This window comes from Mycobacterium sp. NGS68 (assembly GCF_059812195.1).
The window spans coordinates 39,227-58,245 of record NZ_JCALCE010000034.1 but is presented as its reverse complement, the minus strand read 5'-3'; the positions used below and the strand labels follow the sequence as shown (position 1 = coordinate 58,245).

The 19,019-nt window shown below is 68.6% G+C and carries 18 protein-coding genes and 1 pseudogene; 11 read left to right on the top strand and 8 right to left on the bottom strand.

What is annotated here, in order from left to right:
• Window positions 1-690 (top strand): annotated as a pseudogene (locus AC5Y5V_RS26130) (hypothetical protein); the annotation flags it as partial.
• Window positions 691-710: 20 nt separating this feature from the next.
• On the opposite strand, the gene ipdF reads toward AC5Y5V_RS26130, so the two are convergent.
• Both ipdF and ipdE1 read right to left on the bottom strand, forming a co-directional pair.
• Entirely contained in the window at window positions 711-1,499 is a 789-nt protein-coding gene (ipdF, locus tag AC5Y5V_RS26125) for a (5R,7aS)-5-hydroxy-7a-methyl-1-oxo-2,3,5,6,7,7a-hexahydro-1H-indene-carboxyl-CoA reductase (RefSeq protein ID WP_499940883.1), read from the bottom strand.
• Complete coding sequence (gene ipdE1, locus AC5Y5V_RS26120) at window positions 1,496-2,650, bottom strand: acyl-CoA dehydrogenase IpdE1 (RefSeq protein ID WP_499940880.1); 1,155 nt, start codon at window positions 2,648-2,650, stop codon at window positions 1,496-1,498. The genes ipdF and ipdE1 overlap by 4 nt, the downstream gene beginning before the upstream one ends.
• 106 nt (window positions 2,651-2,756) lie before the next feature.
• Here ipdE1 and fadD3 point away from each other — a divergent pair, with 106 nt between their 5' ends.
• Genes fadD3 through AC5Y5V_RS26095 form a run of 5 tightly spaced genes read left to right on the top strand, consistent with a single transcriptional unit; the run spans window position 2,757 to window position 8,467 of the window.
• A complete protein-coding gene (fadD3, locus tag AC5Y5V_RS26115; RefSeq protein ID WP_499940876.1) occupies window positions 2,757-4,286 on the top strand; it encodes a 3-((3aS,4S,7aS)-7a-methyl-1,5-dioxo-octahydro-1H-inden-4-yl)propanoate--CoA ligase FadD3 in 1,530 nt (509 codons plus the stop codon).
• A gap of 1 nt (window position 4,287) precedes the next feature.
• The gene (locus AC5Y5V_RS26110) at window positions 4,288-5,424 is read left to right on the top strand and encodes an acyl-CoA dehydrogenase family protein (protein WP_499940874.1); all 1,137 of its coding nucleotides are present in this window, start codon (window positions 4,288-4,290) and stop codon (window positions 5,422-5,424) included.
• Window positions 5,425-6,357 (top strand): acyl-CoA dehydrogenase family protein, encoded by a 933-nt coding sequence (locus AC5Y5V_RS26105; RefSeq protein WP_499940871.1) that lies wholly within the window; start codon window positions 5,425-5,427, stop codon window positions 6,355-6,357.
• Entirely contained in the window at window positions 6,324-7,304 is a 981-nt protein-coding gene (gene ipdE2, locus AC5Y5V_RS26100) for an acyl-CoA dehydrogenase IpdE2 (RefSeq protein WP_499940898.1), read from the top strand. The genes AC5Y5V_RS26105 and ipdE2 overlap by 34 nt, the downstream gene beginning before the upstream one ends.
• Window positions 7,301-8,467, top strand: a complete 1,167-nt coding sequence (locus tag AC5Y5V_RS26095; RefSeq protein ID WP_499940868.1) for a pyridoxal phosphate-dependent aminotransferase — start codon at window positions 7,301-7,303, stop codon at window positions 8,465-8,467. Before ipdE2 ends, AC5Y5V_RS26095 begins: the two co-directional genes overlap by 4 nt.
• On the opposite strand, the gene AC5Y5V_RS26090 is transcribed toward AC5Y5V_RS26095, so the two are convergent.
• Window positions 8,432-9,274 carry an arylamine N-acetyltransferase family protein gene (locus AC5Y5V_RS26090; RefSeq protein WP_499940866.1) on the bottom strand — a complete coding sequence of 281 codons (843 nt, stop codon included), beginning with the start codon at window positions 9,272-9,274 and terminating at the stop codon, window positions 8,432-8,434. The two genes, AC5Y5V_RS26095 and AC5Y5V_RS26090, sit on opposite strands and share 36 nt — an antisense overlap.
• Window positions 9,275-9,380: 106 nt before the next feature.
• Between AC5Y5V_RS26090 and AC5Y5V_RS26085 the strand changes: the two genes are divergently transcribed.
• The 5 genes from AC5Y5V_RS26085 to AC5Y5V_RS26065 all read left to right on the top strand — a co-directional run bounded on the left by AC5Y5V_RS26085 (window position 9,381) and on the right by AC5Y5V_RS26065 (window position 14,326).
• On the top strand, window positions 9,381-12,587 hold the full coding sequence (locus tag AC5Y5V_RS26085) for a Kelch repeat-containing protein (RefSeq protein ID WP_499940864.1): 3,207 nt from the start codon (window positions 9,381-9,383) through the stop codon (window positions 12,585-12,587).
• Window positions 12,588-12,596: 9 nt separating this feature from the next.
• The gene (locus tag AC5Y5V_RS26080) at window positions 12,597-13,040 is read left to right on the top strand and encodes a YybH family protein (RefSeq protein ID WP_499940862.1); all 444 of its coding nucleotides are present in this window, start codon (window positions 12,597-12,599) and stop codon (window positions 13,038-13,040) included.
• Window positions 13,041-13,115: 75 nt separating this feature from the next.
• Window positions 13,116-13,529 (top strand): CDGP domain-containing protein, encoded by a 414-nt coding sequence (locus AC5Y5V_RS26075; protein ID WP_499940860.1) that lies wholly within the window; start codon window positions 13,116-13,118, stop codon window positions 13,527-13,529.
• A 154-nt stretch (window positions 13,530-13,683) separates the two neighbouring features.
• On the top strand, window positions 13,684-13,827 hold the full coding sequence (locus AC5Y5V_RS26070; protein ID WP_499940858.1) for a hypothetical protein: 144 nt from the start codon (window positions 13,684-13,686) through the stop codon (window positions 13,825-13,827).
• A 91-nt stretch (window positions 13,828-13,918) separates the two neighbouring features.
• Window positions 13,919-14,326, top strand: coding sequence for a hypothetical protein (locus AC5Y5V_RS26065; RefSeq protein WP_499940854.1), 408 nt, complete (start codon window positions 13,919-13,921; stop codon window positions 14,324-14,326).
• Between the two features lie 65 nt (window positions 14,327-14,391).
• Here the strand turns inward: AC5Y5V_RS26065 and AC5Y5V_RS26060 are convergent, their stop codons facing one another.
• From AC5Y5V_RS26060 to hsaA, 5 genes are read right to left on the bottom strand one after another with little or no spacing between them, the layout of a single operon-like run.
• Window positions 14,392-15,216 carry a CHAD domain-containing protein gene (locus AC5Y5V_RS26060; RefSeq protein ID WP_499940852.1) on the bottom strand — a complete coding sequence of 275 codons (825 nt, stop codon included), beginning with the start codon at window positions 15,214-15,216 and terminating at the stop codon, window positions 14,392-14,394.
• Between the two features lie 37 nt (window positions 15,217-15,253).
• Entirely contained in the window at window positions 15,254-15,820 is a 567-nt protein-coding gene (gene hsaB / locus AC5Y5V_RS26055; RefSeq protein ID WP_499940850.1) for a 3-hydroxy-9,10-secoandrosta-1,3,5(10)-triene-9,17-dione monooxygenase reductase subunit, read from the bottom strand.
• Between the two features lie 2 nt (window positions 15,821-15,822).
• On the bottom strand, window positions 15,823-16,734 hold the full coding sequence (gene hsaC / locus AC5Y5V_RS26050; RefSeq protein WP_499940848.1) for an iron-dependent extradiol dioxygenase HsaC: 912 nt from the start codon (window positions 16,732-16,734) through the stop codon (window positions 15,823-15,825).
• The gene (gene hsaD, locus AC5Y5V_RS26045; protein WP_499940846.1) at window positions 16,731-17,606 is read right to left on the bottom strand and encodes a 4,5:9,10-diseco-3-hydroxy-5,9,17-trioxoandrosta-1(10),2-diene-4-oate hydrolase; all 876 of its coding nucleotides are present in this window, start codon (window positions 17,604-17,606) and stop codon (window positions 16,731-16,733) included. Before hsaD ends, hsaC begins: the two co-directional genes overlap by 4 nt.
• Window positions 17,603-18,787: a 3-hydroxy-9,10-secoandrosta-1,3,5(10)-triene-9,17-dione monooxygenase oxygenase subunit gene (gene hsaA / locus AC5Y5V_RS26040; protein WP_499940844.1), complete on the bottom strand. Its 1,185-nt coding sequence runs from the start codon at window positions 18,785-18,787 to the stop codon at window positions 17,603-17,605. Before hsaA ends, hsaD begins: the two co-directional genes overlap by 4 nt.
• Between the last annotated feature and the right edge of the window lie 232 nt (window positions 18,788-19,019).

Here is a 19,019-nt window from a genome sequence, read left to right as displayed (position 1 = left end):
GGGTTCTTCAACTCCGGCACCGGCAACGTCGGCATCTTCAATTCGGGCGACAACAGCGCCTCGTTCGGTGCGATCAACCCCAACGTCGTGAACAACGTCGGCTTCGGCAACTCGGGCGGGCTGAATTCGGGCCTGGGCAACTCGGGCGAGCTCAATTCCGGCATCGGCAACAGCGGCCGGTACAACACGGGCGTCGTGAACAGCTACTCATACAACACCGGCTTCGGCAACGCCGGCTTCGGCAACACCGGGTGGGGCAACGGCGGCACGTACAACACGGGCTTCGGGAACTCGGGCCAGATCAACACGGGCGGATGGAATTCCGGCAACGTGAACACGAGCCTGTTCCAGAACACCGACTCGGGCGACACCAAGTCCGGCTTCGGCAACACGAGTGCCGGCATGTCGGGCTTCGGCAACGGTGTCAACTCGCCCGTCACCTCGTCCACCTACATGTCGGGCTTCTTCAACCACGCCGACGGCGGCGGCGCCATCTTGCAGCAGGGCCCCATATCGGGCATCGGCAATTACGCCACCGGCGGCGTCCAGGTGAACGGCCAAATCTCGGGCCTGTTCAACACCGGCGTCCAGAACCCCCCGGGTCCCTTCTTTGGCGGCGGCGCCGTCACGGGCATGTTGAACAACGGCTCGTACCTGGCGGGCCTCTTGGGCATCAGGAAACTGCTGTAGCGCTGGGCCGAAACCACCGCTCAAGGGTGCTGGCTGGACACCGAGATCACTTCACCGGTCAGGTAACTCGAGTAGTCGCTGGCCAGGAACGCGATGGTGGCCGCTACCTCCCAGGGTTCGGCGGCCCGACCGAAGGCCTCGCCGGCCGACAGCCGGTCCAGCAGATCTGCCGACGATGTCTTCTCCAGGAACTTGTGCCGCGCAATGCTGGGCGACACCGCGTTGATGCGGACCCCGTACTCGGCGGCTTCGATTGCGCTGCACCGGGTTAGCGCCATGACGCCGGCCTTGGCCGCCGCATAGTGAGACTGCGAGTGCTGGGCCCGCCACCCCAGCACGCTGGCGTTGTTGACGATCACCCCGCCGTGGGTGGCCTCGCGGAAGTACCGCAGCGCCGCCCGGGTCGCGCGGAACACGGATGTCAGCGTGACGTCCAGGACGCGGTCCCATTCGTCGTCGGTCATGTCGGCCACCGGGGTCTGCCCGCCCAGGCCGGCGTTGTTGACCAGCACGTCCAGTCGGCCCATCCGCGCGGTGGTCGATTCGATGAGAGCGTCGACCTGTGCGGTGGACGTCACGTCGCACACCACGCTCTCGACGCGGCCCAGCCCCAGCGCGGACAGTTCCTCGGCCGTCGCGGTCAATCGACGCTGGTGGTGGTCGGAGACCAGGACGTCGGCACCCTCGGCGAGGGCGCGGCGCGCGGTCGCCGACCCGATTCCGGTGCCCGCGGCGGCAGTCACCACCACGACCTTGCCTTTCAGAAGACCGTGTCCGGCAATCTCTTCGGGCACTTCGGAAAGACTCAACCCTTCACCTCCCTGGGCAGTCCGAGCACCCGCTCGGCGATGATGTTGCGCTGGATCTCGTTGGATCCGCCATAGATGGTGTCGGCGCGGGTGAACAGGTACAGCCGCTGCCATTCGTCGAAGTCCCCGTCGGTCAGGCTCAGGCCCGGCTTGCCGATGACGTCCATCGCCAGCTCGCCCAGGCTGCGATGCCAGTTGGCCCACAACAACTTCGACACGTTGTCCTGACCCGGCTGCTCGACATCCATGGTGGCCAGGGCGTAGGACCGCATCGCCCGCAGCCCCGTCCACGCCCGCGTCAGCCGCTCCCGAATGGCGGGATCCTGGGCGGCGCCGTTGCGCTGCGCCAGCTCGGCGAGGTTGGAAAGCTCACGGGCATAGACGATCTGCTGGCCCAGCGTCGAGACGCCGCGCTCGAAGGTCAGCGTGCCCATCGCGACCCGCCACCCGTCACCGGGCTGGCCCACCACCAGGCCGGCGTCGGTGCGGGCGTCGTCGAAGAACACCTCGTTGAACTCCGCGGTGCCGGTGATCTGGACGATCGGCCGGACCTGGACGCCCGGCTGATCCAGCGGCACCAGCAGATACGACAGCCCGGCGTGCCGCTTGGAGCCCTTCTCGGTGCGCGCCACCACGAAACACCACTGCGACAGGTGCGCCAGCGACGTCCACACCTTCTGCCCATTGATGTGCCACAGCTCACCCCCGCCGTCGAGTTCGGCGGTGGTCGCGACGTTGGCCAGATCGCTGCCGGCGCCGGGCTCGGAATACCCCTGACACCACAGCTCGGTCACGTCGAGGATCCGCGGCAGGAAGCGCTCCTGCTGCTCCTTGGTGCCAAATGCGATCAGCGTCGGCCCCAGCAACTCCTCGCCGAAGTGGTTGACCTTGTCGGGAGCGTCGGCCTTCGCGTACTCCTCGTAGAACGCCACCCGATGCGCCGTCGACAGCCCCCGCCCGCCGTGTTCGACGGGCCAACCCAGGCACGTCAGCCCCGCCTTGGCGAGATGCTGGTTCCACGCGCGGCGTTCTTCGAAGGCCTCGTGCTCGCGTCCCGGGCCGCCACGGCCCTTGAGCGCTGCGAATTCGCCGACCAGATTGTCGGCGAGCCAATTGCGGACCTCCGCCCGGAACTCCTCGACGTCCTGCATGCCCTGTAGGCTAACCTACCAAGCACTTGCTTTGTTCGCCCGGTGACGATGCGCGCGGTGTAGCCGCGCGAGGAGGAGGCCGGGCGAGAGATCCAGGAGTATCCCCGTGACCAGCGCTCCCCGCACCGTTCCCGCGGCGCTGGATCGTTTCGCGCGCCTGCACCCTGATCACGAGGCGCTGGTCACCGAGGACCGCAGCTTCACCGCCGCCGCACTGCGCGACGGGGTGCACCGGGCGGCGGCCGCGCTGGTCACGATGGGTGTCGCGGCAAAGGACCGGGTGGCGATCTGGTCGCCGAACACCTGGCACTGGGTGGTGGCCTGCCTGGCCATCCATCACGTCGGCGCCGCCATGGTTCCGCTGAACACGCGCTACACCGCGGAGGAAGCCACCGACATCATCGCGCGCACCGACGCCCCAGTGCTGTTCGCGGCGGGCCGGTTCCTGGGCGTCGACCGGGCCGCCGGCCTGGACCGTGACGCCCTGCCGGCGCTGCGGCACATCGTGCGCATCCCCATCGAAGCGCAGGACGGCACCTGGGACGAGTTCATCGCCCGCGGCGACGACCCGGCGGCCGTGCAGGAGGCCCGTTCCCGCGCCGCGGCCGTCGACCCCGACGATGTCAGCGACATCCTGTTCACCTCCGGCACCACCGGCCGCAGCAAAGGCGTGCTGTGCGCGCACCGGCAGTCGCTGAGCGCGTCGGCCGCGTGGGCCGCCAACGGCAAGATCACCAGCGACGACCGCTACCTGTGCATCAACCCGTTCTTCCACAACTTCGGCTACAAGGCCGGCATCCTGGCGTGCCTGCAGACCGGGGCGACGCTGATCCCGCACCTGACGTTCGATCCGCTGCGCGCACTGCAGGCGATCGAGCAACACCGGATCACCGTGCTGCCCGGGCCGCCGACCATTTACCAGACGCTGCTGGACCACCCGGCCCGCGGCGACTACGACCTGAGCTCGCTGCGGTTCGCGGTCACCGGCGCGGCGATCGTGCCGGTGGTGCTGGTGGAACGCATGCAGTCCGAACTCGACATCGACATCGTGCTGACGGCCTACGGCCTGACCGAGGCCAACGGCATGGGCACGATGTGCCGCGCCGAGGACGACGCCGTGACCGTGGCCACCACCTGCGGACGCCCGTTCGCGGACTTCGAGTTACGCATCGACGACACCGGTGAGGTGCTGCTGCGCGGGCCGAACGTGATGCTCGGCTACCTCGACGACGCCGACGCGACCGCCGCCGCAATAGATTCCGCGGGCTGGCTGCACACCGGCGACATCGGGGCCGTCGACGACGCGGGCAACCTGCGCATCACCGACCGCCTGAAGGACATGTACATCTGCGGCGGATTCAACGTCTACCCCGCCGAGATCGAACAGGTACTGGCCCGGTTGGACGGGGTGGCCGACGCCGCCGTGATCGGGGTCCCCGACGATCGACTGGGCGAGGTGGGACGCGCGTTCGTGGTCACCCGTCCCGGAGCGGAACTGGACGAGGAGTCGGTGATCGCCTACACCCGTGAACATTTGGCGAACTTCAAGGCACCGCGATCGGTGCGGTTCGTCGACGCGTTGCCGCGCAACCCCGGCGGCAAGGTGGTCAAACCACAACTGCGAGAGTTGGCCTGAATTGGACCTGACCTTGGACGAAGAAGCGCTCGCCTTCGGGGCGGAGGTGCGGGAATTCCTTTCGGCCAACCGGGAATCGGTCCCGACGAAGTCCTACGACAACGCCGAAGGATTTGCCCAGCACCGGCATTGGGACCGGGTGCTGTTCGACGCGGGCCTGTCCGTCATCACCTGGCCGAAGAAGTACGGCGGCCGCGACGCCCCGCTGCTGCACTGGGTGGTCTACGAGGAGGAGTACTTCCGCGCCGGGGCGCCGGGGCGGGCCAGCGCCAACGGCACCTCGATGCTGGCCCCCACGCTGTTCTCGCACGGCACCGAGGAGCAGTTGGACCGGATCCTGCCCAAAATGGCCAGCGGCGAGCAGATCTGGGCGCAGGCCTGGTCGGAGCCGGAGTCCGGCAGCGACCTGGCATCGTTGCGGTCCACCGCGTCCCGGACCGACGGCGGCTGGCTGCTCAACGGCCAGAAGATCTGGAGCTCGCGAGCCCCCTTCGCGGAGATGGGGTTCGGGCTGTTCCGGTCCGATCCCTCGGCGCAGCGGCACAACGGGCTGACGTACTTCATGTTCGACCTGAAGGCAAAGGGCGTCACGGTCCGCCCGATCGTCCAGCTAGGCGGGGACACCGGTTTCGGCGAGATCTTCCTGGACGACGTGTTCGTGCCCGACGAGGACGTCATCGGCACCCCGAACGAGGGCTGGCGGGCGGCCATGAGCACGTCGAGCAACGAGCGGGGCATGTCGCTGCGCAGCCCCGCCCGATTCCTTTCCGCCGCCGAGCGGCTGGTGCAACTGTGGAAGGACAGCGGGTCTCCCCCGGCGTTCGCCGAGCGGGTCGCCGACGGCTGGATCAAGGCGCAGGCCTACCGGCTACAGACCTTCGGCACGGTCACTCGGCTCGCCGCCGGCGGCGAACTGGGCGCCGAATCGTCGGTGACAAAAGTGTTCTGGTCCGAGTTGGACGTGGAACTGCATCAGACCGCGCTGGACATCCTGGGCGCCGACGGTGAACTCGCCGGGCGGTGGACCGAGGGCCTGCTGTTCGCGCTGGGTGGTCCGATCTACGCCGGCACCAACGAGATTCAGCGCAACATCATTTCCGAACGGCTGCTGGGTCTGCCTCGAGAAAAGAAGGCGTAGATGGACTTCGCACTCGACGAACAGCAGCGTGACTTCGCTGCCAGTATCGACGCCGCCCTGGGCGCCGCGGACCTACCGGGCGCCGTGCGTGCCTGGGCGGCGGGCGACACCGCCCCGGGACTCAAAGTGTGGGAGCAACTCGCCGACCTCGGCGTCACCGCGTTGATGGTGCCGGAGAGATTCGACGGCATCGACGCCTCCCCGGTCGATCTGGTGGTCGCATGCGAGCGGCTCGGGCACTGGTGCGTCCCAGGGCCCGTCGCCGAATCCATTGCCGTCGCACCGATCCTGCTTGCCGAGGATCAGCGCAGCGCGGGTCTGGCGTCCGGTGAGCTGATCGCCACTGTCGCCATGCCGCCGGATGTGCCGCGCGCCGTCGACGCCGACACGGCGGGGCTGGTGTTGCTGGCCGGATCCGATGTGACCGCGGCCGCCGTGGGTGAGCGCCACGAGTCCGTCGACCCCAGCCGGCGGCTCTACGACGTCACGGCGTCCGGCGCTGCGTGGCAGGCAGATGTCAAGCGCGCCTACGAGTTCGGCGCGCTGGCAACCGCGGCGCAGCTGGTCGGCGCGGCCGGGGCGCTGCTGGCCGGCAGCGTCGACTACGCCAAGCAGCGAACCCAGTTCGGCCGGGTGATCGGCTCGTATCAGGCGATCAAGCACAAGCTCGCCGACGTGCACATCGCGATCGAGTTGGCCCGGCCCCTGGTCTACGGGGCGGCGCTGACGCTAAAGCCGCGCGACGTGAGCGCGGCGAAGGTCGCGGCGGGTGAGGCGGGCCTGCTGGCCGCCCGCTCGGCACTGCAGACCCACGGCGCGATCGGCTTCACTCAGGAACACGACCTGTCGCTGTTGCTGCTGCGGGTACAGGCATTGCGATCCGCGTGGGGTACCCCGGAATCGCACCGACGCCGAGTGCTGGAGGCACTGTGACTGAAGAACGGGAAATGCTGCGGGAGACCGTCGCGGCCCTGGTGGCCAAGCACGCGAGCCCGGCCGCGGTGCGCGCGGCGATGGAGTCCGACCGCGGCTATGACGAGTCGCTGTGGCAGCTGTTGTGCGAGCAGGTCGGCGCGGCGGCGCTGGTGGTGCCCGAGGAGCTGGGCGGCGCGAGCGGTGAACTCGCCGATGCCGCAACGGTTTTACAGGAGCTGGGGCGCGCGCTCGTGCCCTCGCCGTTGCTGGGCACCACGCTGGCCGAGTTGGCCCTGCTGTCCGCGTCCGAACCGGACACGCAGACGCTGGAAGCGCTGGCCGCCGGGACGTCGATCGGGGCGCTGGTGCTCGACGCCGACTATGTGGTCAACGGCGATGTCGCCGACGTCGTCGTCGCGGCGGTGGACGGCGAGGTGCACCGGTGGACGCGATTCAGCGCCCAGCCGGTGACCACCATGGACCCCACCCGCAGGCTGGCCCGAATGCAGCCGGAGGACACGGAGTCGCTGGGCACCGATCCCGGCGTGGCCGACCTCGCGGCGATCCTGCTGGCCGCCGAACAGATCGGCGCCGCCGAACGCTGCCTGCAGCTCACCGTCGAATACGCCAAGAGCCGCGTGCAATTCGGCCGGCCGATCGGCAGTTTCCAGGCACTCAAGCACCGCATGGCCGACCTGTATGTCCAAGTCGCGGCGGCCCGCGCCGTGGTCGACGACGCCTGCACCGAGCCCACACCCGCCAACGCCGCAACCGCGCGCCTGGCCGCCACCGAGGCGCTGAACACCGTGGCCGCGGAGGGCATCCAGCTGCATGGCGGCATCGCGATCACCTGGGAACACGACATGCATCTGTACTTCAAGCGGGCGCACGGCAGCGCCCATCTGCTGGGGTCGCCGCGCGAGCTGCTGACCCTCCTGGAGTCCCAAGTACTCTCGACACAGTGAACGATCGTGTCGCCCTGCGCGCCGGCGTCCCACCGTTTTATGTGATGGACGTCTGGCTGGCGGCCGCCGAACGCCAGCGCACCCACGGTGACCTGGTGAACCTGTCCGCGGGCCAGCCCAGTGTCGGTGCGCCGGAGCCGGTTCGGGCCGCGGCCGCCGCCGCGCTGCATGTCAATCAGCTCGGATACACGGTGGCACTGGGCATTCCGGAGCTGCGGACGGCGATCGCGGCGTCTTACCAGCGCCAGCACGGAATCGACGTCGAGCCCGACGCGGTGATCGTCACCACCGGATCCTCGGGCGGCTTCCTGCTCGCCTTCCTGGCGTGCTTCGACGTGGGTGACCGGGTGGCGCTGGCCAGCCCCGGCTACCCGTGCTATCGAAACATTCTGTCGGCGTTGGGATGTGAGGTCGTGGAGATCCCCTGCGGACCCGAGACCCGGTTCCAGCCCACCGCGCAGATGCTCGCCGAACTCGACCCGCCGGTGCAGGGCGTGATCGTCGCCAGCCCGGCCAACCCCACCGGGACCGTCATCCCGCCCGCCGAACTGGCCGCGATCGCGACCTGGTGTGACGCCTCCGGGGTACGGCTGATCAGCGACGAGGTGTACCACGGCCTGGTCTACGAGGGGGCGCCACAGACCAGCTGCGCCTGGCAGACATCGCGAAACGCGGTGGTGGTCAATAGCTTTTCCAAGTACTACGCGATGACTGGCTGGCGGCTGGGCTGGCTGCTGGTGCCGACCGAGCTGCGCCGCGCGGTGGACTGCCTGACCGGCAACTTCACCATCTGTCCGCCGGTGCTGTCGCAGGTCGCCGCCGTTTCGGCCTTCACCCCCGAGGCCACCGCCGAGGCCGACGGGAACCTGCAGCACTACAGCGTCAACCGCGCGCTGCTGCTGGACGGCCTGCGCCAGATCGGCATCGACCGGCTGGCGCCCACCGACGGCGCGTTCTACGTGTACGCCGACGTCTCGGACTTCACCGGCGATTCGCTGGGCTTCTGTTCAAAGCTGTTGGCCGACACCGGGGTCGCGATCGCGCCGGGCATCGACTTCGACACCGCGCGTGGCAATTCGTTTGTCCGCCTGTCGTTCGCGGGGCCGACCAGCGATATCGAAGAGGCGCTACGGCGTATCGGTCCCTGGCTGCCCGGTCGGTAGCCGGTCGATGCGTGCCTCGAGCGCTCCGCGCTCGGCCACGTCGATCCCAAATCGGTCGCGCAGCGTGTCGACCACCGCGGCGGCGTCGGCCAAGCGAATCTTCTCGGTGCCGTCGGCGCGGTGCACGGTCAGGTTCCGGTCGGCGAGGTTCCATCGGGCGTCGTCGGTGACGATCGCCGCCATCAGGTTGGTCACGAAATGCGACGACGGGTGGGTGGAGACGAACCAGCTGCCGACCTGCAGATCGATCATCGGCGCGGTCGTCGTGGTGAATTCGTACAGCCGCTGCCACTCGCCGCGCACCTGCGCCGCCAACACCAGCCCGTCGGCGTGGTCCTCGAGGCGGTACGGCTCGTGGGCGGTCTGCTGGACGCCGCCCGTTTCGAGCCGAAGCGGCGACGTCGGGGTCTGGCCGCCGAAGCCGACGTCGACCAGATACGGTCCGCGCGAGCCGGGGAACGTCACCGCCAATACGGTGTGCGTCTGCGCCGCCGGCGGCGCGTCGGGCGGCGCCATCCAGACCACCCGGCCGGCCAGCCGGCGCACCCGAAAGCCGATCTCGGTCAGCACATAACCCATCAGGCCGTTTTGCTCGTAGCAGTAGCCGCCGCGCCGCCGGCGTACCAGCTTGTCGAACAGGGCCGCCGGACCGAGGTCGTCGACCGCTACTCCCAGCAGCGGATCCAGGTTTTCGAACGGAATGCTGCGGGTGTGCGCGGTGACGAGATCCTGCAGCACCTCCAGGCTTGGTTCGAGTTTGCCGTGATAGTCGATGCGGGCGAAGTAATCGGTGAGATCCAATGCCATAACGCCATTCTGTCGAAACGTTCGCCGAATGGTGTACCGGTGAGTAGACGTTCGCTACTCTTGACCTCGCGAAGAATCTATCGCTGGGGAGGGTGGACGGCGACCTATGACAACAGGACCCACGCCCGACGGCCCAGGGCGTCCGTCAAGCGGGCTCGCCGAGGAGCTTGCCGCCGCCGGATTCGAGAACGCCCAGCAGGTGGCCCGCGGCGGGGCCGGGGTGATCTACCGCTGTCACGAGACGGCGCTTGGCAGAAACGTCGCGGTCAAGGTCCTGCCATCGCATTTCGACGAGGAAAGCCGGGAGCGTTTTCTGCGTGAGGGCTACGCGATGGGCGGGCTTTCCGGGCACCCGAACATCGTCAACATCCTGCGCGTCGGCGTGACCCCGAGCGGCAAGCCCTACATCGTGATGCCTTATCACGCCGCGGATTCGCTGGCGGTGCGGCTGCGCCGAGAGGGGCCGCTGCCTTGGCACGAGGCTCTGCGGATCGTCGTAAAGCTTTGCGGTGCATTGGAAACCGCGCATAAGACCGGCACTTTGCATCGCGATATCAAGCCCGCGAACGTGCTCATCAACGATTACGGCGAACCATTATTGAGCGACTTCGGAATCGCCCACATCGAAGGCGGATACGAAACCGCGACCGGCTTTTTCTCCGGCACCATCGACTACACCGCGCCCGAGGTGATGACCGGCAACCCGGCCACCGTCGTCTCCGATGTCTACTCGCTGGGCGCCACCATGTATGCGCTCATCGCGGGCAGCGCCGCGCACGCTCGCAAGAGCGGCGAAGATCTGATCGCCCAGTACCTTCGGATCAGCACCACCCGGGTCCCCGACATGCGCCCGGAGGGAATCCCGGATGCGGTGTGCGCGGCGATCGAGCGGGCGATGGCGATCGACCCCGCGGAGCGGCCGGCGTCCGCCGAGCAATTCGGCCGCGAGTTGCAGCAGGCGCAACGCCACAACGGCCTGAAGCCCGATTCGATGGCCATCACCAGCACGTCCGTCGAGTCGGTCCGCGCGGCCACGTCGGCGGCCGCCCCCGAGTCGCCCGGCGGCCAGACCGCCGCGATGCCGGCGCCCGGCCCCGCGACGTCCAGCATTCACGCTTCCACGCAACAGCTTTCGGAGCCGACGGGTGCCACCTCCGCCATCTCGCCCCCGTCCGCCCGGGAGGCCGCGCCCGCGGGCACGGACGAGTTCTCCCAGGCCGCCAACATCCTGCGCGGCGGGCCCGGTACACAGCCGCCCCCGGCTCCACCGAGGCCGGTGTCGCCCCCCACGCGCGCGACCGACGTGATCGCACCCCACGCGACCGGCATCACCCCCGTCCCGCCCCCACCGCCGCGCACGCCGTCGGGACCGGTTCCGCCCACCGGCGGCACGCAGGGGAAGAAGGGTGGCGGCGGCTGGTTCACCGGGCGTAACCGCATCGCGTTGGCGGCGGTCGCGGCCCTGGCCGCCATCCTGCTGGTCGTCGGCGGCATCTACTTCTTCACGCGCGACAAGGGCACCAACGCCCCGGTCGCGAGTCAGCCCAGCACCGAGGCGCCGGCCCAGTGGAAGCCGATCACGAACGCGCCCGTCGCGCGCGACGCGGTGGCGACCACCCAGACCGACGGCACCATCTGGATCTTCGGCGGCATTCGCAGCGACGGCAACGTGACCACGTTGCACGAGGGATACGACCCCGCCCCGATCGACACCTGGAAGACCGGCCCGGATCTTCCGGCCGGAGTTCAGCACGCCATGGCGGTGACGTGGCAGGACAATCCGATCGTGCTCGGCGGCTGGCGGATGGAGAGCGGTAAAAAGGTTGCGACGGACAAGGTTTGGCGGGTAGTCAACGGCCAGTGGGTGGAACTTCCGCACCTGTTGCAGCCGAGGGCGGCGGGGGCCGCTGCCTCGGTAGGCACGGGCCCGGCCGAGCGCATCGTCGTGACCGGCGGTGTGGACGCGAACGGGGCACTGCTGAACACGACCGAGGTCTTCGACGGCACCGCCTGGACTCTCGGCGCCCCGCTGCCGACCCCGCGACAGCTGCTGGCCGCGGCCTCCGACGGCAAGGTGCTGTATGCGGTCGGCGGCTCGAACGGCAAGACAGACCTGGCGACCGTCGAGGCTTACGACGCGACCACCAAGGCCTGGACGCCGGTGGCCGACCTTCCGCAGCCCCGCAGCGACCTCGGTGTGGCGATCGCCGATAGGCGACTCGTGGCCGTCGGCGGCGTGTCGGGCGGACAGGTCCTCAAGAGCGTTTCCGTGCTCGATCTGACGACGAAGACCTGGGACAGCCTGCCGGACATGGCGACACCGCGGCACGGCATGGCCGTCGACGCCGTGGACAAGTCGGTCTACGCGATCGGCGGGTCGACCGCGGCTGACGACACCCAGACGGTGTCGACCGCGGAGGTGCTGAAGCTTCCGGCCCGCAGGCTGCAGCCCGCGCCGCAGTGGCGTACGTTGCCGGACGCCCCGACCCCCCGGCTGATGATGGCGTGGGCCGTGTTGCGCGACAAGATCTGGATCGTCGGCGGGCTGCACAGCTCGGAGGAGCCGCTGCAGACGGTCGAAAGCTACGACCCGAAGACGGGCGCCTGGGAGACCGGGCCGCCGCTGCCGGTGCCACTGCATCACGCGGCGGCGGCGGCCTACCGCGGCGAGGTGGTGGTGCTCGGCGGCGCCACCGCCAGCCTGGCGGACGGGTCGAACAAGGTGTGGGCGCTGCGCGGCAACGGGTGGGTGGAGCTGCCGAGCCTCAAGCACGGTCGTGCGGCGCCGGCGGCGGTGGTGGTCGGGGACAAACTCATCGCGTTCGGCGGCCAGAACGCCAAGAAGCTCGTCCCGCAGACCGAGGTGTTCGACGGCAATTCGTGGAAGGACGCCGAAGACATGCCCACGCCGCGCGAACACCTCGCGGCGGTGTCGGACGGCACCTTCGCCTACGCGGTGGGCGGCCGGTTCCTGTCCGCCTCGAAGAACTCCGCGGCGCTGGAACGGTTCGACCCGGCCAGCGGGAAATGGACCAAGTTGGTGGGCATGCCGACCCCGCGCGGGAGCTACGGCGCCGCCTACATCGACGGCCGGATCGTGGCGGTCGGCGGCGAGGCGCCGACGCAGGTGCTGAACGTGGTCGAGATGTATGACATCGCGGAAAAGAAGTGGAGCACGTTGCCCCCGATGCCGGTCGCACGGCACGCCGAGGTGGTCGCCACGGTCGGCAACACGGTGTACGTCATCGGCGGTGCGAACCGGCCGTCGCACGAAGGCCCGATCGCGACCGTCGAGGCGCTGGACTTCATGTAACTTGCAGGCATGACCAGCTTTTCGGACCTGCCGTCGGCCGATCAGGAAGCGATCGGCAAGACGCTGCTGACGTTGTTGAAGGCGTTCGACGAACGCGACGCCGAGCCGCTGCTCGGGGTGTATTCCGATGACGCCGACTGGGTCAACGCGTTCGGCACGGTGAAGCGGGGCCGTGACGACATCGTCGAGTACCTGCGCGGCCTGTTCAACGACGACAACTTCAATCGCGGCGAGCTGGCCGGTCCGCCGGAGACCAGTTTCAAGGTGCTGACCCCCGAAGTCGTATTGGTGTCGGCGCACCTGCAGGTCACGGGGCAGGGCCTGGTGGGCGGCGGCACGCTGGACCGGGACAACTTCTCGCTGCGCGCCCTGCAGCGGCAGGCCGACGGGTCCTGGTTGATCGTGTCGGAGATGTTCCAGGACGCCAACACCGAGACCACCTACGCGCACTGACCACAACCCACGGTTGTACCCCCACAAGGATGCGGCCCCTACTGCCATGCCCTCGCCGCGCCAAAAATCAATGGCATGAACACCTCAACGAACACCCAGGCCGCCGGGATCCTCCGGCGCATCATGGCCGGCACCCTGCTGGCCGCCGCCCTCACCGGCACCGCCGCCGGCTTCGCCGCCACCGGCCAGGCCGACCCTGGCACGCCCCCCAACGCCGTCTGCAAGACCGAGGCGTGGGGCTTCCTCGGCTCACAACGGCGGACCCTGTGCGACGGCCCGGTCGCCCCCGACGGCAGCTGGAGCCGCCAGCGCACCTTCTGGGCGCCCGCGCACACCACCTCGATGTCCTGCTACGGCCGCAGCTACGACAGGTACTCCAGCAGCAACTGCTCGGGCGGATACTTCGTCCCCGAGCGGCTGATCAGCAGCGACACCTATCCGGTACGGCCGAGCACCGTCCTGCACGACGAGCCGGGCCACCTGGGATGAGCGGGCAGCAAAGCCCCCGGCAGCCTTATGGCGACCGGGGGCTTGTGCCGTCGCATCAACTCTCGGCATTGTTTGCTGATCTGACCTTGGCCACCGCGGTCAGCTGCCAGAATGTGGCCACGACGCTCCCGCATTCGGAGCCGAGGAGGTTGCTATGGCCTATGTGTTTATAACGCCGGAAACGGTAACGGCGGCCGCGTCGGACCCCACCAGCGCCCCGGGCACGGGCGGCGGGCCCAATGGCACAACCGGCGGGACCGGCGGTGCAGGCGGCCTCGGTGTCGGCGCGCAGCCGTAGCCGGCGCGCTGTTTGATCCCTGTCCAATATGGGGACCCGGTAGGGACGACTGCAGCACAACCGACACACCGTCGCACCAACGGAGTTCATCATGGGTAACAACAGCACTGTCGTCTGGATCGTCGTCGCCGTAGCCGCCGTCTTGGTCGTGGCCGCGCTGGCCTTTGCGGCCAGCAGGGCACGCCGCGGCCGCCGCCAGCGACAGGCCGAGGAAATCCGCGAGCAGGCCCGCCTCGAAACCGCCAAGCTGGAACGGCGCGAAGCGCTGGCCGAAGAAACTGCCGCCAAGGCCCGAGCCGCGCAAGCCGAGGCCGAGGTCAAGGCCGCCGAAGCCGCCAGGCTGCAGGACCGGGCCGCCAAGCACGAAAGCGAAGCCGCCACCTCACGCGAACAGCTGCAGGAGCACTGGGACCGCGCAGACGAGATCGACCCGACCGTCAAGCGGGAGAACGCCGAGCGGGAGAACGCCGAGCGGACGAACGCCGACACCGCCACCTGATACTGCCCCGGGTGCGTGACGCTACCGCGGAATTTTCCCCCTTGATATTTCGCGGTAGCGTCGCGCTACGGACGATAGCGCCGGACATCCCGACGACACCTCCGGGCGATCTGCTGCTCACGCGCGTATAGCAGGCCGTAGGTAAATCCGTTCTCGCCCTGCGTCGTTCCAGCCGTCACCGCGAGCCGCCGCAGGACATCGGTGGCGACCACGGTGTCCTGATGGTCGCCCAATACTGTCTGAATGCTTTTGTAGCGCTTCACCGTTCGCCTGGCGCTCGAGTCCAGCGACTCGCACAGTTCGGCCGCATAGCGGGCGCGTTTGGCGGCTTTGCGGGCGCGGTGCAGCATGGCGCCGTCATCTCCGGACTCCAGCGCCGCGGCCAGCCGGCGGTCGGCCTTGCGTCGCGCCCGTCGGGCCCGCTTCCGCAGCGCGGTGCCCGAAAGATCCCGCCCGACGGTCGGTTCGGCGCGAAGCCGTCGCAACGCCGCCATGACGGTGACATAGCGTTGCGAGTCCATCGCCTCGCTCACCCGGGAGCGCGCCGGCAGCTCGATCGCCCGCAGCTCGTTGCGGATCCGCGACCGGACAGGACCCAGGATCAGGTCGTCGGGCAAGGCGTCCAGCGCGTCGCTGAACCGCCCCTGCTGGACCTGGCAGTCGCGCACCTCGCCGAGCAGGCCCGCATACCACTTCAGTTCCTCGTCCAGGTCGCCCACGGCATCGCCGTCGAGCACCTTGCCGAAGACGCGCAGCGTGCTGCGCAGCCGCCGGATCGCCACGCGCGTGTCATGAATGGGATCCTCGCCGCTACGCAGGCCGGCGTCGCCCGCGACGATCTGGTCGATCTGTGCATTGACGTAGTCGCCAAACGCCTGTGTTCCCCGCATGTCTGAAAGCATTGCCGCGCACGCGGCCGTCAAACCGTCAGAGCCAGGTGTCCTGCGTGGTGGCGGTGAGGAACGCCTCCAGGTCGTCGCGCCATTGCGCCGGCGTGGTCTTGTCCGGCTCGATGCCGGTGTAGTCGCCGCGATAGAACAGCAGCGGCCGGGGCTTGATCTTCGGCGCCTCCGACAGAGACTGCACGGCGCCGAACACCACGAAGTGGTCACCGCCGTCGTGCACCGACGCGACCGTGCAGTCGATGAAGGCCAACGATCCGTCGATGATCGGCGAGCCGAGTTCCGAGGGATGCCAGTCGATTCCGGCGAACTTGTCCGGCTCCTTGGAGCCGAAGCGCGCCGACACGTGCTTCTGCTTCTCGGTCAGCACGTTGACGCAGAACCGGCCGCTGGCCTCGATGGCCTGCCACGATCGCGACACCTTGGTGGGGCAGAACAGCACCAGCGGCGGATCCAGTGACAGCGCCGCGAAGGACTGGCAGGCGAACCCGATCGGCACGTCGTCGTGCACGGTGGTGATGATCGTGATCCCGGTGCAGAACTGACCCAGCACGCTGCGGAACGCGCGCGGGTCGATCGCCGGGGCATTCATGGCTACCGCATGCCGACGGTGAAGTCGTGGCCCCACAGGCTGACGGCGGTGCTTTCCCGGGCGATCCAGTCGCCGTCGTCGACTTTTCTGCCCTCGCAACCGAATTCGATGTCGAAACCACCGGGTGTCTTCATGTAGAAGGACAGCATCAGATCGTTGACGTGCCGCCCCAGCGTGGCCGACATGGGCACCTTTTTCCGCAGCGCGCGGTCCAGGCAGAGGCCCACATCGTCGGCGTTGCCCACCTCGACCATCAGGTGCACGATGCCCGACGGCGTCGGCAGCGGCAGGAAGGCCAGCGAGTGGTGCCTCGGGTTGCAGCCCAGGAAGCGCAGCCAGGCCGGAGCCCCGTCGGCCGGCCGGCCCACCACCTGCGGTGGCATCCGCATCGAGTCACGCAGCTTGAAGCCGAGCACGTCGCGGTAGAAGTGCAGGGTCTCGGCGTCGTCGCGGGTGGTGAGCACCACGTGCCCCAGGCCCTGCTCTTCGGTGACGAATTTGTGGCCGTACGGGCTGACCACCCGGCGGTGCTCGAGGGCCGCGCCGTGGAAGACGGCCAGCGGATTGCCCGACGGGTCGCTGAACAGGATCATCTCGTCGACCCGGCGTTCGGCCAGCTCCGCGGCGGTGGCCTCCTTGTAGGGCGTGCCCTCCACGTCAAGCCGGTTCCGGATTTCCTGCAGGCCTTCGGCGTTGGCGCATTCCCAGCCGGCCTCGGCGAGCCGGTCCGCCTCACCGGGCACGATCACCAGCCGCGCCGGAAAGTCGTCCATCCGCAGGTAGAGCGCGCCCTGGACGGTGCCCTTGCCCTCGACCATGCCCAGCACCTTCAGGCCGTATTCGCGCCAGGCGGCCATGTCGGTGGCCTCGATGCGCAGATAGCCCAGCGACCGGATGCCCTCCGCGCTGCTCATCGCGTGCCTCCCAGGAAATCGATCGTCAGCTTGTTGAATTCGTCGAACTTCTCGACCTGCGCCCAGTGCCCACACTGCCCGAATACGTGCAGCTGGGCCCGCGGGATGGTCTTCAGCGCCACCAGCGCGCCGTCCAGCGGGTTGACCCGGTCCTCGCGACCCCAGATCAGCAGCACGGGCTGGCGCAGCTTGTACACCTCGCGCCACATCATGCCGAGCTCGAAATCGGCGCCGGAGAACGACATTCCCATCGCTCGCGTCGCGGTCAGCGATTCCGGCGTGCTGGCCAATTCGAAGCGCTGGTCGATCAGCTCGGGGGTGATCAGTTTCTGGTTGTGGACCATGACCCGCAGGAACGCCTCGAGGTTCGCCTTGGTGGGTTCCATGGAGAACTTGCCGAGGCGCTTGACGCCCTCCGTCGGGTCGGGCGCAAACAGGTTGACACTCAGCCCGCCGGGGCCCATCAGCACCAGCTTGCCGGCCAGCTCCGGGTAGTCCAGCGCGAATCGGACCGCGGTGCCTCCGCCCAGCGAATTGCCCACCAGCGGTACGCGCGTCAGCTCCAGCTGGTCGAACAGTCCCTTGAGCGCCCGCGCGGCGTACCGGTTGAACTGACCGTGCTCCGCGCGCTTGTCGGAGTGCCCGTAGCCCGGCTGGTCGACGGCCAGCACGTGGAAGTGCTGCGCCAGCACCGGGATGTTGCGGGAGAAGTTCGTCCAGCTGGCCGCGCCCGGGCCGCCGCCGTGCAGCAGCACCACCGTCTGGTCGTTGCCTACACCGGCCTCGTGATAGTGCAGCTTCAGCGGCCCGTCCACATCCACTTCCGCGTAGCGCGAGGTGGATTCGAACGTGATTTCCTCGGTTGCGGTCATACCATCGTGTCGCCGGGCGGCAACCCGAACTCGTTGTTCCCGAAGATCACGTACGCGCGTTCGGGGTCGTTGGCGGCGTGCACGCGGCCGGCGTGGGCGTCACGCCAGAAGCGTTGCACCGGCTGGTCATTGCCCAACGCGGTGGCGCCCGACGCCTCGAACAGCCGGTCCACCGAAGCGATCGCCCGGCCGGTAGCCCGTACCTGGTCGCGCCGCGCGCGGGCGCGCAGGTCGAACGGGATCTCCTTGCCGGCCGACAGCAGGGCGTACTCGTCGGCGACGTTGCCGCTGAGCTGCCGCCAGGCCGCGTCGATGTCGCTGGCCGCCTCGGCGATCCGGACCTTCGCGAACGGGTCGTCCTTGGCCTTCTCGCCGGCGAACGCGGCCCGCACCCGCTTGCCCTGGTGCTCGACGTGGGCGTCGTAGGCGCCGTAGGCCATGCCCACGATCGGCGCCGAAATGGTGGTGGGATGCATGGTGCCCCACGGCATCTTGTAGACCGCGGCGGTGTTGGTCTGGTATCCACCGGCGGTGCCGTCGTTCATCGCCTTGTAGGACAGGAACCGGTGGCGGGGCACGAACACGTCCTTGACCACCAGCGTGTTGCTGCCGGTGCCACGCAGTCCGACGACGTGCCAGACGTCGTCGATGCGGTACTCCGTGCGCGGGATCAGGAAGCTGCCGAAGTCCACGGGCCGGCCGTCCTTGATGACCGGGCCGCCGACGAACGTCCACGACGCGTGGTCGCAACCCGACGACCAGTTCCACGAGCCGTTGACCAGGTAGCCGCCGTCGACCACCACGCCGGCGCCCATCGGGGCGTACGACGACGAGATCCGGGTCCGCGGGTCCTCACCCCAGACCTCCTCCTGCGCCTGCTGGTCGAATAGCGCCAGGTGCCAGTTGTGCACACCGATGATCGAGCTCACCCAGCCGGTGGACCCGCACGCGCTGGCGATGCGCCGCACCGCCTCGTAGAACAGCGCCGGGTCACACTGCAGGCCGTTCCACTGCTCGGGCTGCAACAGGGTGAAGAAGCCGACCTCGTCGAGCTCCTGAACGGTCTCGTCGGGCAGCCGACGCAGCTCCTCCGTCGCCTGGGCGCGCTCCCGAATCCGCGGCAGCAGATCATCGATGGCGGCCAACACCGACTGCGCGTCACGCTGTTGAATGGACGTCACTTACGTTTGCCTCCTGGGCCGAACTAACTACAGCGGATTTACACGAAAGACTAGAACACGTTCCGATTTGTGTCGAGCAGGGTAATCCTGCGGCTGGTAGCGATAGGAATCGGGGTTTTTGTAACATGTTCTAGTTGTGAGACCCGTGGCGATCGCAAGACCGGCGCAGCCGGTCGCAGCGGGTCGCCACGAAAACGAACGTGGCGATCGCAAGACCGGCGCAGCCGGTCGC

What these genes read in the sequence shown, in the direction of transcription:
- AC5Y5V_RS26060 (WP_499940852.1), bottom strand. Translation starts at nt 15,216, where the DNA reads ATGCGGGGAACACAGGCGTTTGGCGACTACGTCAATGCACAGATCGAC.
- hsaB (WP_499940850.1), bottom strand. Translation starts at nt 15,820, where the DNA reads ATGAATGCCCCGGCGATCGACCCGCGCGCGTTCCGCAGCGTGCTGGGT.
- AC5Y5V_RS26065 (WP_499940854.1), top strand. Translation starts at nt 13,919, where the DNA reads ATGGGTAACAACAGCACTGTCGTCTGGATCGTCGTCGCCGTAGCCGCC.
- AC5Y5V_RS26105 (WP_499940871.1), top strand. Translation starts at nt 5,425, where the DNA reads ATGGACTTCGCACTCGACGAACAGCAGCGTGACTTCGCTGCCAGTATC.
- AC5Y5V_RS26090 (WP_499940866.1), bottom strand. Translation starts at nt 9,274, where the DNA reads ATGGCATTGGATCTCACCGATTACTTCGCCCGCATCGACTATCACGGC.
- AC5Y5V_RS26085 (WP_499940864.1), top strand. Translation starts at nt 9,381, where the DNA reads ATGACAACAGGACCCACGCCCGACGGCCCAGGGCGTCCGTCAAGCGGG.
- ipdE1 (WP_499940880.1), bottom strand. Translation starts at nt 2,650, where the DNA reads ATGCAGGACGTCGAGGAGTTCCGGGCGGAGGTCCGCAATTGGCTCGCC.
- AC5Y5V_RS26070 (WP_499940858.1), top strand. Translation starts at nt 13,684, where the DNA reads ATGGCCTATGTGTTTATAACGCCGGAAACGGTAACGGCGGCCGCGTCG.
- hsaD (WP_499940846.1), bottom strand. Translation starts at nt 17,606, where the DNA reads ATGACCGCAACCGAGGAAATCACGTTCGAATCCACCTCGCGCTACGCG.
- AC5Y5V_RS26075 (WP_499940860.1), top strand. Translation starts at nt 13,116, where the DNA reads ATGAACACCTCAACGAACACCCAGGCCGCCGGGATCCTCCGGCGCATC.
- AC5Y5V_RS26080 (WP_499940862.1), top strand. Translation starts at nt 12,597, where the DNA reads ATGACCAGCTTTTCGGACCTGCCGTCGGCCGATCAGGAAGCGATCGGC.
- hsaC (WP_499940848.1), bottom strand. Translation starts at nt 16,734, where the DNA reads ATGAGCAGCGCGGAGGGCATCCGGTCGCTGGGCTATCTGCGCATCGAG.